Genomic DNA, 13,589 nt, shown 5'->3' on the forward strand with positions numbered 1-13,589 from the left:
TTTATTTACTCCGCATATTCTCCAGAGCCTTGAGACTGAATTCATAAACGTGTCCGGCAAGCAATTTGCAGAATTCGTTCATGGGTAAAGTAATGAGTCCTGCTTTTCTGAGAAGTTCGGTGGAGAACATGGGATACGCACACTGACCGACGATACTGATCATGAGCATATTAGTCGTTTCATCGGAAATATCTTCGCCAAGAAAATCACTGAAAACTTCTTTGCCTGCCGTTTTAAATTCCGCCATCTTTTGAAGTATGGTCTCCTCCATGACGTCTGTGGGTTCCAGCATCTCACGGTTCACCAGCTTCAGTCTTGATTTCGAGCTGGAAAGTCCGTCGGGACCGAAAAACCTGCTGACAAGCATAATTATCAGCCCTTTCAGTTTCTCTTCCTTCGTCATATCCGGCTTAACAAACTTTTCAAGGGGATATCTTCCGTCGATATCGGTAGATATGGCGTTGAAAAGTTCAAAATACAGCAGTTTTTTACTTTTGAAATGGTAATTTACCAAAGCAATGTTTACTCCTGCCTTTTTGCATATTTCACGCACTGTTGCGGAACGAAAACCCTGCTCTCCGAAAACGTCCATTGCTGCTTCAAGTATTTTCTGTTTTGCATTCTTTTTCAATTTTGACACCTTTAAACAAACGTATTAAACAATAGTATACTATAATCAAGCTATTTTCCACCATTTTTGTATCATTATGGTAAAAAATCACAAGAATAATTTGAACATAACCTTAATATTTTTAAGTATACCAGATTCAGCATATGCTCACCACTCCTATTAACCGTTGAATTACCATGCTTTGTATGTTAGGGTGTAAAAATTTTACTTTGGAAAGTGATATGTCAGAAAAAAAAGTACCGTTTACCAAGGATCAGATCGAAAAGATCATCGAAAAATATCCCACGCCATTTCACATTTATGATGAAAAGGCGATAATTGCAAATGCAAAAAGGCTCAAAAACGCCTTCGCATGGGCACCGAAATTTCAGGAGTATTTCGCTGTTAAGGCACTGCCCAACCCCAGCATCATGAAAGTGCTGAACAAAGAGGGCTTCGGTGCAGACTGCAGCTCTATGGCGGAGCTTCTTCTTTGCGATATGACGGGGATCACAGGCGAACAGATAATGTTCACATCAAACGAAACACCCGCAAGCGAATACAAAAAGGCATTCGAACAAAACGCTATAATCAACCTCGACGACTTTACCCACATTCAGTACCTGGAAGAATCGTGCGGAACACTGCCGGAAGTCATCTGTTTCCGCTATAACCCCGGACCGCTCAAAGGCGGAAACTCCATCATCGGCGCACCGGAAGAGGCAAAATACGGTCTCACACGCGAACAGATGTTTGAAGCCTACAGGGTTATGAAGGAAAAAGGCTGTAAACGTTTCGGTATGCACACAATGGTGGCTTCAAACGAGCTTAACGTAGATTATTTCGTCGAAACGGCGGTTATCCTGTTTGAAATGGCTGCTGAAATAGCTGAAAAGATCGGTATTGACCTTGAGTTCATCAACCTCGGCGGCGGAATAGGCATCCCCTATAAACCCGAACATAGTGAGGTGAACCTTGAAGAACTGGGCGAAAAGATTCGAGTTCAGTACGAAAATATTCTGGCTTCCAAAGGTCTGAAACCCTATATCTACCTTGAGTGCGGAAGGGTCATCACAGGACCTTACGGATACCTTGTGACAACAGCCGTACACGAAAAACATATATATAAGGAATACGTGGGCGTGGACGCAAGCATGGCAAACCTGATGCGCCCCGGTATGTACGGAGCATATCACCACGTCACAGTCATGGGCAAAGAGAACGCCCCGGCAGACCGTGTTTACGATGTCGTCGGTTCGCTCTGTGAGAACTGTGACAAGTTCGCCGTGGACAGAAAACTGCCTGAAATAAATAAGGGCGACATAGTGGTAATCCACGACACAGGCGCACACGGACACGCAATGGGCTTCAACTATAACGGAAAACTCCGCTCCGCCGAACTGCTTCTGAAAGAGGACGGCAGCGTCGAGATGATCCGGCGCGCGGAAACTTACGACGACCTGTTCGCCACACTGAAATTTTAGAACCTTAAAAAAGAAGCCGCGTCAGTATGAAACTGGCGCGGCATTTTTTATATATTACAGTGCGTTGCGAGGTGTTTTACCTTCAAAAACGCTCAATATGCTGTCACAGCAGAGAGCGCCCATAGCGCTTCTGGTGTCTGTCGTGCCGCTGCCTATATGAGGTGCGAGGATAACGTTGTCCAGTGCAAAAAGACGCTGTTCAATGGCTGGTTCAAACTCGTAAACATCCAGTCCCGCAGCAAAAATCAGCTTCTGCTCCAGAGCTTCCGCAAGATCAGCCTCTTTTATAATCTCACCCCTGCCGATATTCACCAGCACTGCGGTCTTTTTCATCTTCTTAAACGTTTCCAGCGTGAATTTATGCTTTGTTTCGGGCGTTGACGGAGCAGTTATCACAACAAAATCCGACTTTGAAACAAGTTCGTCAAAATCTGCCATTACTGCACCGGTCAGCAGTTCCTGCTGAAACTTTCTTGTGCGCGCATTATAAAGAATATTCATATTGAAGCCCGATGCCATTTTACCCACTGCCTGACCGATGCGTCCAAACCCGAATATTCCGATTGTTTTGCCAAAGAAATCCACTCCAAGCATCATATCCGATTTCCAGCCGTGGAATTTTCCGGCTCTGGTAAACTTGTCTGATTCCACAATGCGCCTTCCGGCTGCCATCATAAGGCTGAAACCAAGCTCCGCAGTCGCCTGTGTCAGTACGTCCGGAGTGTTGCAGACGGTTATGCCCCTGCTCTTTGCATATGCAACGTCTATATTGTTGAAACCGACGGCATAGTTGGCAACCACCTTCAGTTCCGGACAGCCGTCGATAAATTCAGGCGTTATTTTATCACTGAGCATACTGATAACCGCGTCCGCATCCTTCGCCTTTTCGGCGAGCTGTGCAGGCGTAAGCCCGCTCTCACTGTCGTTGTAATCAACTTCATGTCCCGCCAGATGCTTTTTAACGTCATACGGCAGTTTCGCCGTAACCAATATTTTCATAATGCCCCCATGAACAGAAAGTTTGCTTCCGAACAAAGACTTCTTTGCAAACCGCAGAGCAGTGCGGCAAACTCATTATTAATTTCGCATATTACATTATAATAACCAACATCAAACTTGAAAAATAAACGAAAGAAAGTCATAATATCATTTCTCATTAAAACCATAGAGGTATGCAAAGTGTCCCAAACCGTTTCAAAAAAGGATGTACTGCACATCGCAACCCTCGCCAGACTCAAGTTTGACGATGAACAGGCGGAAAGATTCACAAACGACCTGAACAACATTTTAGGCTACATTGATAAGCTGAACGAACTGAACACAGACAATATAGAACCCACATCACACGCGCTGGATATCTATACCGTAACACGCCCGGACAAGGCGGAGGCCTCACTTTCAAACGAGGACGCAATCAGAAACGCGCCCCAGTCCGAAAACGGAATGTTCCGCGTTCCCAAAGTGATAGAGTAAGGGGTTAAAAAAGATGCTGGGAAAAACACTGAAAGAGCTTTCAGAGGCTCTCAACAAAAAAGAATTTTCATCCGCAGAGCTTACGCAGTTTTATCTGGACAGGATAAGCAAATACGACGGCGAAATCTGCGCATACAACTACATAAACGAAAACGTTATCAATCAGGCGAAAGCCGTTGACGAAAAACGTGCCAAAGGCGAGACCCTGCCCGTTTACGCAGGTATCCCCATGGCGCTGAAAGACCTTATCATCCAAAAAGATATGCCGGCCACTTGCAGCTCGAAAATTCTGGAGGGCTTCGTGCCTCCGTTTCAGGGTACTGCGGCGCAGCTCCTTGAGGATGCAGGCTTCCTCTGCCTCGGCAAACTGAGCATGGACGAGTTCGCAATGGGTTCTTCCAACGAAACCGCATACCGCAAAAAGACACGCAACCCGTGGGACACGTCACGCGTTCCCGGCGGTTCATCCGGCGGTTCGGCGGCTTCCGTTGCGGCAGGACTTACAACCTTCGCCCTCGGCAGCGACACAGGCGGTTCGATACGTCAGCCCGCATCCCTTTGCGGCATCACAGGTATGAAACCTACATACGGCAGGGTCTCACGTTTCGGTCTTATCGCGTTCGCGTCGTCTCTCGACCAGATAGGTCCCATGACATCAAACATCAGCGATAACGCGGCGATACTCTCCGTTATCGGAAAATATGACAAAAAAGATTCAACCAGCCTTAACGTTGCGCAGGAGGATTACGCAAAATACCTCACAGGCGACGTTAAAGGCATGAAAATCGGCGTTCCGAAAGAATATTTCGCAGAAGGCATAGCGCCGGACGTACGCGAGTGTGTCAACAAAGCCATCAAAGCATACGAAGGCATGGGCTGTGAGATAGTCGAAATCAGTATGCCCCACACTGAATATGCAGTCGCAACCTATTACATCATCGCAACCGCGGAGGCATCAAGCAACCTCGGACGCTATGACGGTATCCGCTTCGGTTTCAGAGCGGACGCGGACAACCTTAAAGATATGTTCTATGAATCCCGCTCACAGGGATTCGGCGACGAAGTCAAACGCCGCATCATGCTTGGTACATACGTTCTCAGCGCGGGATACTACGACGCGTACTATATCAAGGCACAGAAGGTCAGAACCCTGATCAAGCAGGATTTCGTGAACGCTTTCGAAAAAGTTGACGCGATAATCTGCCCCACATCACCCACAACAGCTTTCAAAGCGGGTGAGAAGATGAGTGACCCGCTCCAGATGTACCTCAGCGATATAAACACCATATCGCTGAACCTCTACGGCGGCTGCGGACTCTCAATGCCTTGCGGATTCGGAGCGGACGGTATGCCCGTGGGCGTACAGCTTCTCGGTAAATACTTTGACGAGGGAAGACTTTACAACCTCGCATACGCTTTTGAACAACAGGCGAAACTGCCCGTTATGCCCGAAAAACTGAAATAATAGGATATAAAAGATGAGCTATGAACCCGTAATAGGACTTGAAGTACACGTGCAGATGTCAACCGACAGCAAAATCTTCTGCACCTGTTCAAATAAATTCGGAGCGGAGCCGAACACCAACGTATGCCCCGTTTGTCTGGGTATGCCCGGCGTTCTCCCCGTACTCAACGAAAAAGTGGTGGAATACACCGTTAAGGCGGGACTGGCGCTTAACTGTCAGATACGCAGCAAAAGCGTGTTCGCCAGAAAGAACTATTTCTATCCCGACCTGCCCAAGGCTTATCAGATTTCACAATACGAGCTGCCTATCTGTGAGCATGGATACATCGATATCGAGCTTGAGGACGGCACACAGAAGCGCATCGGCATCACCCGTATACACATCGAGGAGGATGCCGGCAAGCTGAACCACGAAGCGGGATGCAGCCTTGTTGACCTTAACCGCACGGGTACCCCCCTTATGGAGATAGTCTCCGAACCCGACCTGCGCAGCGCGGAGGAGGCGAAGGCATACCTCATGAAACTCAAGACCATCCTTGAATACGTTGAGGTTTCCGACTGCAACATGGAGGAAGGCTCCATGAGATGCGATGCAAACGTATCCATCCGCCCCGATTCAAACGCGCCGTTCGGCACACGCGCCGAGATAAAGAACGTAAACTCTTTCAGAAACGTTGAAAGAGCTATCAAATATGAGCAGAAACGTCAGGAAAAAGTTCTGAACGAAGGCGGAAAAATAGTTCAGGAGACGCGCCTTTTCAACGCGGATACAGGCATAACCGCCTCCATGCGCGGAAAAGAGGACGCACACGACTACCGTTACTTTCCGGATCCCGACCTTGTGCCAATCGTCCTTGAAGACAAATTCATCGACGACCTCAAGGCATGGATGCCTGAACTGCCCGACGCGAAGCTCGCACGCTTCATGAGCGAATACGGGCTGTCCGGAATGGACGCGGACTTCCTCGTCTCCGCCAAAGCGTACGGACAATACTTCGAACAGGCTGTCAAAGCACACAACAACCCCAAAGCCGTTTGCAACTGGATAATGGGCGAGTTGATGCGCAGACTGAACGACAAACAGTGCACTATCTTTGAGGCGGGCATATCGCCTGAAAACCTTGCCGAGATAGTAAAACTCATAGACGAAGGCAAAATAAGCGGAAACATAGCAAAACAGGTTTTTGACGAAACTGCCGAAACAGGTAAAAAACCCGCAGATATCGTTGCCGAAAAAGGGCTTGTCCAGAACAGCAACGAAGACGAGTTGGAAGCAATCGTTAAACAGGTGCTGGACGCTAACCCCGCGGAAACAGAAAGATTTAAAGGCGGCGAGGTCAAACTTCAGGGATTTTTCATGGGTCAGATAATGAAAGCATCCAAAGGCAAGGCAAACCCCGCTGTAGTTGCTCCCCTGCTTAAAAAATTGACAAGCTAGAGGTGATTTGTATGCTTGAGAAGATAGACCACATAGGTATAGCCGTAAGAAATCTTGATGAGGCTACGAAATTCTACGTCACGATGGGAATAAAACCCTATCACTACGAAGAAGTTGAGAGCCAGAAAGTTAAGGTTGCATTCGTTAAGGTAGGAGAAAGCAACATAGAGCTCCTTGAACCCACAAGCCCCGAAAGCCCCATCGCAAAATTCCTTGAGAAGAAGGGCGAGGGAATACACCACATCGCCTATTCCGTTGCAAACATCACAACAGCACTGAAAAAGCTGAAAGCTGACGGTGCGACACTCATCAACGAAGAGCCTATGGACGGCGCGCACGGCAAAAAGGTTGCATTCGTGCACCCCAAAAGTGTAAACGGCGTGCTCACTGAGCTTTCGATGGACGGCTGCTGCGGTTCATGCGGCTGCGGAACCCACGACCACTAAAAAACTATGGAGCGGAGGTGTTTAAAGCCTCCGTTTTTTTATATATCCGTCAGGCGGACGGGACTGCCAAGATGAAATCCCTGCAGCTTATCTATGCCCATGTCCCGGCAAATCTTCATAACAATGTCCGAATGAACGTATTCAGCCACAGTTCTGATGTTCAGCTTTGCCGCGGTGGTAACTATACCCTCAACGGCAGCCCTGTTTATGAAATTCGTCTCTATATCCTTTATCAGCGAACCGTCAATCTTGATGAAATCCGGCGATATTTTACTGATATTATTGAAGTTTGAAAAGCCGGAGCCGAAATCGTCAATAGCTATCAAAACACCGTATCCACGCATCTTTTTGCAGAAGTCATAGATTATCTCGTTGACCTCCAGCTCTTCCGTCTCTACTATCTCGATGATAAGTCTCTGCTTTGGCACATATTTTTCTATTATGGCGCATATAAAAGCGGAAGTTTCAGCATCTCTGATATCCGAAAACGCTACGTTGAGCGAGAACGTCTTTTCCGTTGCGCAGAAGAAGGCAAACGATTTTTCGAACATTATGCGCGTGATGTCGCTGTACATGTCTATCTGGCGCGCTACCTCCAGAAATCTGAACGGCGGAATGATGCCACGTTGGGGATGATCTATCCTGCACAGGCACTCATAACCCGCAATTTCAAGGGTCTGCGCATCAAAAATAGGCTGTGCAAACGGCACAACATAGCCCTTATCCAGCGACTCGCGAAACAGTCTGATATCGGACAACACCGCCTCAAAATCCTCTCCGGCATAGTGTGTGCTGAGCAGTTCCAGATTGATATCTATGAGTTTTTCCACTGAATCGATCAAAACGGATTCACCGGCGCCGCTTATCCTGTTCCTTATGAACCTTCTGATAAACGTGAAGGTGGAATTTATGTAGTTGGGCGGAAGCCCGATGCGTTTGTGCAGTTTATTTATATGGTCAAGGTAATCGTAATATTCCGAAGTGTACGCGCGGGAAAAAAGCTGAACAAGCCAGTATTCTATCTTTTGCTTGTGGTATGCGAGTTCCGCATCGTTTTTGAGGAATGCTCTGGCATGTTCAAAGTTCATAACATGGCTGTGCAGTTCGTCGGAAAACTCCGTGACGTGACCGCTGATATGCTCCCATGCAGCCGCTATATTCTCTTTATCTTTTTCGTTGAGCTGATAGCTGTTGAACAGCTTTCCGATGTGTTCGTGATTCATAGCTCCACCGTTGCGCCAGTTTCATAAATAATAACACAACGACGGTCAAATTACAGATAAATAAAGTAAAGGCGGAGCCGAAGCCCCGCCTGTTCATTAACCTAAGATATCGTTCCAGATTCCCAGTGCCCAGTCTTCGGCATGGTGTCCGAAGAGAACTGAACGTTCGGGGGATGTTCCGCCTGCTGCGGAGATGATACGTTTGCTCACGGCATCGTACTTATAAGCTGCGGCAACGAATATCGCCTCGTTGTCGTTCACCATACTGTAGCAAGTGTTTATCAGCGAAGGCGCAAGCGGTTCCTGACCGTTCAGCGTACGCACAGCAGCACTTGCCGCAACCTTGCCCATGGAGTTCGCTATGTAACCGGATTTCGGTACGCCGCCAACCGCGCCGTTGTGGGTAGCGTCGCCAATGACGTATACGTCTTTGAAGTTATAAGACTCAAGCGTATAGGCATCCGCACGGACGAATTTGTCCTCCGGCTTATTCATCAGCCCAAGATCGAAAGCGGATTTGCCCGCTGTCATGGTGGGGATGATGTTCGCCACGTCTGATTTTATTTCACCCTTCTCAGTGGTTATAACGCCAGTTGAAGCGTCAACCTTTGTAACAGCCGCATCAGGGATATATTCAAGAATGTCTTTGTAATAATCCGCCCATGCTTTTTTGAACAACGGTCCTTTGGAAGTGACATCGTCATTTGCGTCAACAACGATTATCTTCGAACCCTTCTTGTTCTTTTTCAGATAATTCGCGATGAGAGACGCTCTTTCGTAGGGTCCGGGGGGGCATCTGTAAGGAGCCGGCGGTACGGCGAGAACAACGACTCCGCCGGGTTTCATCGCAACCAGCATCTCCCTGAGAGCAACTGTTTCAGCTCCAGCCTTGAAAGCCGCCGGAAATTTTTTGATGGCGGCTGGGTTGTCCAGCCCCTCTATCGCTGCGTAGTCATAGCTGATACCGGGCGACACGATGAGTTTGTCATATTCAAGAGTGCCCGCTTTTGTGGTGAGCGCTTTTTTAACCGGATCAAGTGCGGTCGCTTCGGTATAAACTATTTTTATGCCGTAGTTTTTTGCCAGTTTATCTCTTGTGAAGGTGATATCCTTCATGGTCTTCTGACCGCCAATAACAAGGTTGCTTATCGGGCATGAGATGAATTTCGGGTCTCTCTCAACGAGTATTACCTCGACGGAAGGATCTTCCATCTTTGCATATTTAGCAGCCGTGCACCCGCCCCAGCCGCCGCCGAGAACAACTATTCTCTTACCTTTTTTAGGCATTATCACGCCTGTCGCTGCGGAAGCTGTGTTAACCTGCCCGAAAACAGATGCACCGGCTACGGCCGCAGAGGTGTATTTTATAAAGTTACGTCTTGTAATGCTCATATCCGCCCCCTATTTCCTGATGCCCGAAAAATACTGCGCAAGGGATTCAAGCTGGCTGTCGGACATATCCTTAACCAGTGCCATCTCTTCGGAAGTTATTTTATCCGTTTTATAGCGTTTCAGAGCCTCATAGAGGTATCCGGAGTTCTGTCCGCCTATTCTGGGAAAAGCGTCGATACCTTCACCCTTTGCACCATGGCAGTCGAAACAGCCGCTGACCTTGGCAAGTTTAAGCCCTGCCGCGGATTTTTTAGAGTCGATTTTGTTAGCTGAGTTTTTCCATGCTTTGCCGCCGTAATATTCGGAGATAGCAGCAAGATCGGCTTCGGAATAGCCTTTCGCCAGAAGCGACATCTCAACACTGCCGGTACGCTTGCCTGCGGCAAATTCTTTCATGACCTTTGTCATATACTCCGGGTTTTGACCGCCAATCCGCGCGATGTACTCACCAGGAGCGTATCCGTTTGTGGCGTGGCACCCTGCGCAGGGTTTGCCGAGTCTTTCGCCCTCGGACACCGCCGATGCTGCAAATGCCGCGGCGGGAATAAGAACAGCCGCAGCGACAACACAATAAAACAATCTGAGTTTCTGCATATCTGCCTCCGATATTAGCTTAATACCAAAAAAGTATTAATACTATCCTTATCTTTTTTAACTCATATTTTTGTATATTGCAAGATATACCTATATTATTACACGAATACCAAAAATTTAACACAAAACATGATGTCTGTTTTGGAAACCTCAGATACCTTTCATACATCCGAATTGTATATTTTAACTAATACCTTATTGTATCAATATTTTCTTAATTTTTTTATGTATATTGTATACAAAAAAACCTTGAAATTATGTGAGCATAGTGATATCTTCAAATATGACTATAAACCAATATATTGGTTGCTATAAGGAGTGTTGAAATGTTCAAGAAAATCATGTTAGTGGTTCTGGCTCTGGCTTTCACAGCTTCAACTGTTTTCGCTTTCGACTTTAACGGCGGCGACGGAAGAAAAGGTAAAAGACTCTGGAAAAGATACCACACTATGTGCGCTGACGGCACAACTCTTGCACAGAAACAAGGTGCATCTACAAAAACACAGGCTCAGTGGAAAGACGCTTTCAATAACCGCGCTAAACTTCCTTGCGGCGGTAAATTCAAAGAAGGTATCAAAACTGAAGAAGACTTCCAGAACGTATTCAGATATCTGTTCGACCACGCTGCTGACTCTGATCAGCCCGAAACTTGCGGTTAATAGATACTTCTGTCTAACAGAAATAGTAAAAGGGGCGGTTCGTTTGAACCGCCTTTTTTTATGCCCTGATTTACTGTTAGCTTCTTAGAGCGCATCACACAAATAATATCGTACTTCAAAGAGAGGCTGCTTCGTCACGACGTTCCTCGCAGAGACGACCGTTTGTCTTCGCGAGAAGCACTAGCCTAAGGCTGAATGAGTCCACTTTAAACTATTTGTCGAATAAAGCGACGACGTAATGCGCCACACTCCCTCCTGTTGGCGGTTAGATGCAAGCAGGGCAAGGAAGGCTTTCGATTTAGAAGGGGGAGTGTACACTGATGTACATGACCCGAGAAATTGAAATCTGACGATGTAATGCGCCGCACTCCCTCCTGTTGGCGGTTAGATGCAAGCAGGGCAAGGAAGGCTTTCTATTTCGAAGGGGGAGTGTACACTGATGTACATGACCCGAGAAATTGAAAACTGACGACGTAATGCGCCGCACTCCCTCCTGTTGGCGGTTAGATGCAAGCAGGACAAGGAAGGCTTTCTATTTCGAAGGGGGAGTGTACACTGATGTACATGACCCGAGAAATTGAAAACTGACGATGTAATGCGCCGCATATAACCGTCAATAAAAAAGCCCGCACAGAAACGAGTCCATGCGGGCTTATATATGTAATGGCGGAGCGAGTCCGCCCTACGGGACTTGATTACTTTTTAACGTATGCCTTGATAATCTTCTGCTCCTCAACGGGTCTGTCGCCGTATCCGGTGCGAACGTTTTCCAGTTTTTCAACAACGTCGTAGCCATCTACAACTTCACCGAAGATTGTGTGGCGGTTGTCCAGCCACGGTGTAAGCACCGTCGTGATAAAGAACTGGCTTCCGTTGGTGTTGGGTCCTGCATTCGCCATGGCGAGCAGTCCTTTCTTGCTGAACGTGAGCTGACTGAATTCATCCTCGAATTTGCCGCCCCAGAGTGATTCGCCGCCGCGTCCCGTACCTGTGGGGTCGCCGCCCTGAATCATGAAATCCTTTATGATGCGGTGGAAGATGATGCCGTTGTAATAGCCTTTATTCACAAGTCCCACGAAATTCTCAACCGTTTTGGGAGCTTCTTTCGGGAACAGTTTGAAAACTATCTTGCCCTGAGTCGTTTCAAACACGACCATAGGGGCTTTTGCCGCTTTCGGTTTTGTTGCTTTGGGTTTTTCAGCTTTCGCCTCAGTGGTTTTGGGCTTTGCTTCTTTTGCTTTTACGGGTGTATCCGCTTTTGCTTTTCCTGCCATGATAAAAATCACTCCTAAGAAAATTATGAACAGTTTTTTCATTTATATCCCCAGATACGCTTTTTTGACCTCTTCATTCACCAGCAGTTTCTGCGCGTCGTCCTCAAGTGTTATATGTCCGTTTTCCATAACATAGCCTCTGTGCGCCACTTTAAGCGCAAGGTTAGCGTTCTGTTCAACGAGGAAAATGGTTGTACCGTCCTCCTGATTGATACGCTTGATGATGTCAAAGATCTGCTTAACAATAAGAGGGGCAAGACCAAGAGAAGGTTCATCCAGAAGCAGCATTTTCGGACGCGCCATAAGCGCTCTGGAAATTGCAAGCATCTGCTGTTCACCACCGGAAAGTGTTCCGCCCTGCTGGTTTTTCCTCTCGCGCAGTCTAGGGAACAGGTCGAAAACGTGTTCCAGATCCTTTTTAACGTTCTCCTTGTCCTTGCGCAGGTAAGCGCCGAGGTCAAGATTCTCCATGACCGTCAGATAGGGAAAAATATGTCTTCCTTCCGGTACATGTGCAAGTCCCATCTGAACTATCTTATCGGGTTTTTTTCCGCTTATAACTTCGCCGTTGAAACGGATTTCCCCCGATTTCGGGTTCACGATGCCGCTGATAGACATAAGAGTAGTGGTCTTTCCTGCTCCGTTGGCACCGATAAGGGTTATAATCTCACCCTGCTTTATGTTTATTGAAACATTGTGCAGTGCCTGAATGTTTCCGTAAAACGCATTGATGTTGCTTATCTCAAGCATCAATATCCTCCCCCAGATATGCCTTGATAACCTCAGGATTGTTTCTTATCTCCATAGGAGTTCCGTCGGCTATCTTCTGTCCGTGATCCATAACATATATGCGCTCGGACAGGTTCATGACGAGCTTCATATCGTGTTCTATCAGCAGGATAGCAATTTGTTCCGTATCTCTTATCCTGCGGATGAGATGTGTCAGCTCAACAGTTTCCTGCGGGTTCATACCGGCGGCAGGTTCGTCCAGAAGGAGCATCTTTGGTTCTGTGGCGAGCGCCCTAGCTATCTCAAGTTTTCTCTGGTCGCCATAGGGCAGATTGCTCGCAAGCTCATCGCAAGCCTTTTCAAGTCCCAGCTTTTCAAGTATGGTGTAGCACTCCTGCGCCGCTTTAAGCTCCTCTGCACGTGTCTTTTTGTCGCGGAAAAGAGCACCGAATATCTTTGCCGAGAGACGGCAGTGCTTTCCAATCATAACGTTTTCAAGAACGGTCATGTTAGGGAACAGACGGATGTTCTGAAAGGTTCTGCCAAGTCCGCGTTCCGTTACCCTGTTGGGTTTGAAACCGTTAATGCGGACAGCGCTTCCATTGTTTGAAGAAACCAGTATATCGCCCTTTGTCGGGGTGTATATGCCTGTCACACAGTTGAAAAACGTTGTCTTTCCGGCGCCGTTCGGTCCTATAAGCGCCACTATCTCTTTGGGTTTAACATATAAATCCACGGAATCCACGGCACGAAGTCCGCCGAAATCCATGGTTAGTCCTTTTACTTCAAGTATATTTTCCAT

General features: G+C 47.4%; 14 protein-coding genes. 6 read left to right on the top strand and 8 right to left on the bottom strand.

Features of this window, described 5'->3' with window-relative positions; translation table 11 throughout:
• Position 1: 1 nt before the first annotated feature.
• The gene (locus Q7P67_RS05665) at positions 2 to 631 is read right to left on the bottom strand and encodes a TetR/AcrR family transcriptional regulator (protein WP_303850952.1); all 630 of its coding nucleotides are present in this window, start codon (positions 629 to 631) and stop codon (positions 2 to 4) included.
• Between the two features lie 221 nt (positions 632 to 852).
• Between Q7P67_RS05665 and lysA the strand changes: the two genes are divergently transcribed.
• Positions 853 to 2,094, top strand: coding sequence for a diaminopimelate decarboxylase (gene lysA, locus Q7P67_RS05670; protein ID WP_303850953.1), 1,242 nt, complete (start codon positions 853 to 855; stop codon positions 2,092 to 2,094).
• A 54-nt stretch (positions 2,095 to 2,148) separates the two neighbouring features.
• Here the strand turns inward: lysA and Q7P67_RS05675 are convergent, their stop codons facing one another.
• Entirely contained in the window at positions 2,149 to 3,093 is a 945-nt protein-coding gene (locus tag Q7P67_RS05675; RefSeq protein WP_303850954.1) for a D-glycerate dehydrogenase, read from the bottom strand.
• 117 nt (positions 3,094 to 3,210) lie between these two features.
• On the opposite strand from Q7P67_RS05675, the gene gatC reads away from it, so the two are divergent.
• The 4 genes from gatC to mce are packed head-to-tail and all read left to right on the top strand — an operon-like array spanning position 3,211 to position 6,916.
• Complete coding sequence (gene gatC, locus Q7P67_RS05680; RefSeq protein ID WP_303850955.1) at positions 3,211 to 3,567, top strand: Asp-tRNA(Asn)/Glu-tRNA(Gln) amidotransferase subunit GatC; 357 nt, start codon at positions 3,211 to 3,213, stop codon at positions 3,565 to 3,567.
• Between the two features lie 13 nt (positions 3,568 to 3,580).
• The gene (gene gatA / locus Q7P67_RS05685) at positions 3,581 to 5,032 is read left to right on the top strand and encodes an Asp-tRNA(Asn)/Glu-tRNA(Gln) amidotransferase subunit GatA (protein WP_303850956.1); all 1,452 of its coding nucleotides are present in this window, start codon (positions 3,581 to 3,583) and stop codon (positions 5,030 to 5,032) included.
• A 13-nt stretch (positions 5,033 to 5,045) separates the two neighbouring features.
• Positions 5,046 to 6,470, top strand: coding sequence for an Asp-tRNA(Asn)/Glu-tRNA(Gln) amidotransferase subunit GatB (gene gatB, locus Q7P67_RS05690; RefSeq protein ID WP_303850957.1), 1,425 nt, complete (start codon positions 5,046 to 5,048; stop codon positions 6,468 to 6,470).
• 11 nt (positions 6,471 to 6,481) lie between these two features.
• A complete protein-coding gene (gene mce, locus Q7P67_RS05695; RefSeq protein WP_303850958.1) occupies positions 6,482 to 6,916 on the top strand; it encodes a methylmalonyl-CoA epimerase in 435 nt (144 codons plus the stop codon).
• A 38-nt stretch (positions 6,917 to 6,954) separates the two neighbouring features.
• Here the strand turns inward: mce and Q7P67_RS05700 are convergent, their stop codons facing one another.
• The 3 genes from Q7P67_RS05700 to Q7P67_RS05710 form a co-directional block, all read right to left on the bottom strand.
• Positions 6,955 to 8,139, bottom strand: coding sequence for an EAL domain-containing protein (locus Q7P67_RS05700; RefSeq protein WP_303850959.1), 1,185 nt, complete (start codon positions 8,137 to 8,139; stop codon positions 6,955 to 6,957).
• A gap of 96 nt (positions 8,140 to 8,235) precedes the next feature.
• A complete protein-coding gene (locus Q7P67_RS05705; RefSeq protein WP_303850960.1) occupies positions 8,236 to 9,531 on the bottom strand; it encodes an NAD(P)/FAD-dependent oxidoreductase in 1,296 nt (431 codons plus the stop codon).
• Between the two features lie 9 nt (positions 9,532 to 9,540).
• Positions 9,541 to 10,125 (bottom strand): c-type cytochrome, encoded by a 585-nt coding sequence (locus Q7P67_RS05710; RefSeq protein WP_303850961.1) that lies wholly within the window; start codon positions 10,123 to 10,125, stop codon positions 9,541 to 9,543.
• A 326-nt stretch (positions 10,126 to 10,451) separates the two neighbouring features.
• On the opposite strand from Q7P67_RS05710, the gene Q7P67_RS05715 reads away from it, so the two are divergent.
• A complete protein-coding gene (locus Q7P67_RS05715) occupies positions 10,452 to 10,784 on the top strand; it encodes a cytochrome c (protein ID WP_303850962.1) in 333 nt (110 codons plus the stop codon).
• A 695-nt stretch (positions 10,785 to 11,479) separates the two neighbouring features.
• Here the strand turns inward: Q7P67_RS05715 and Q7P67_RS05720 are convergent.
• The 3 genes from Q7P67_RS05720 to Q7P67_RS05730 all read right to left on the bottom strand — a co-directional run bounded on the left by Q7P67_RS05720 (position 11,480) and on the right by Q7P67_RS05730 (position 13,589).
• Positions 11,480 to 11,941 (bottom strand): peptidylprolyl isomerase, encoded by a 462-nt coding sequence (locus tag Q7P67_RS05720; RefSeq protein ID WP_369696005.1) that lies wholly within the window; start codon positions 11,939 to 11,941, stop codon positions 11,480 to 11,482.
• 159 nt (positions 11,942 to 12,100) lie between these two features.
• Positions 12,101 to 12,808, bottom strand: a complete 708-nt coding sequence (locus tag Q7P67_RS05725) for an ABC transporter ATP-binding protein (protein WP_303850965.1) — start codon at positions 12,806 to 12,808, stop codon at positions 12,101 to 12,103.
• Positions 12,801 to 13,589, bottom strand: coding sequence for an ABC transporter ATP-binding protein (locus Q7P67_RS05730; protein WP_303850966.1), 789 nt, complete (start codon positions 13,587 to 13,589; stop codon positions 12,801 to 12,803). Before Q7P67_RS05730 ends, Q7P67_RS05725 begins: the two co-directional genes overlap by 8 nt.

Source organism: Seleniivibrio woodruffii, from assembly GCF_029267515.1.
Lineage (GTDB): Bacteria > Chrysiogenota > Deferribacteres > Deferribacterales > Geovibrionaceae > Seleniivibrio > Seleniivibrio woodruffii_A.

Coding starts and splice junctions, on each gene's coding strand:
- Q7P67_RS05675 (WP_303850954.1), bottom strand. CDS start 3,093: ATGAAAATATTGGTTACGGCGAAACTGCCGTATGACGTTAAAAAGCAT.
- mce (WP_303850958.1), top strand. CDS start 6,482: ATGCTTGAGAAGATAGACCACATAGGTATAGCCGTAAGAAATCTTGAT.
- Q7P67_RS05700 (WP_303850959.1), bottom strand. CDS start 8,139: ATGAATCACGAACACATCGGAAAGCTGTTCAACAGCTATCAGCTCAAC.
- gatB (WP_303850957.1), top strand. CDS start 5,046: ATGAGCTATGAACCCGTAATAGGACTTGAAGTACACGTGCAGATGTCA.
- Q7P67_RS05710 (WP_303850961.1), bottom strand. CDS start 10,125: ATGCAGAAACTCAGATTGTTTTATTGTGTTGTCGCTGCGGCTGTTCTT.
- Q7P67_RS05720 (WP_369696005.1), bottom strand. CDS start 11,941: ATGGTCGTGTTTGAAACGACTCAGGGCAAGATAGTTTTCAAACTGTTC.
- Q7P67_RS05715 (WP_303850962.1), top strand. CDS start 10,452: ATGTTCAAGAAAATCATGTTAGTGGTTCTGGCTCTGGCTTTCACAGCT.
- lysA (WP_303850953.1), top strand. CDS start 853: ATGTCAGAAAAAAAAGTACCGTTTACCAAGGATCAGATCGAAAAGATC.
- gatA (WP_303850956.1), top strand. CDS start 3,581: ATGCTGGGAAAAACACTGAAAGAGCTTTCAGAGGCTCTCAACAAAAAA.
- Q7P67_RS05730 (WP_303850966.1), bottom strand. CDS start 13,589: ATGGAAAATATACTTGAAGTAAAAGGACTAACCATGGATTTCGGCGGA.
- Q7P67_RS05725 (WP_303850965.1), bottom strand. CDS start 12,808: ATGCTTGAGATAAGCAACATCAATGCGTTTTACGGAAACATTCAGGCA.
- Q7P67_RS05705 (WP_303850960.1), bottom strand. CDS start 9,531: ATGAGCATTACAAGACGTAACTTTATAAAATACACCTCTGCGGCCGTA.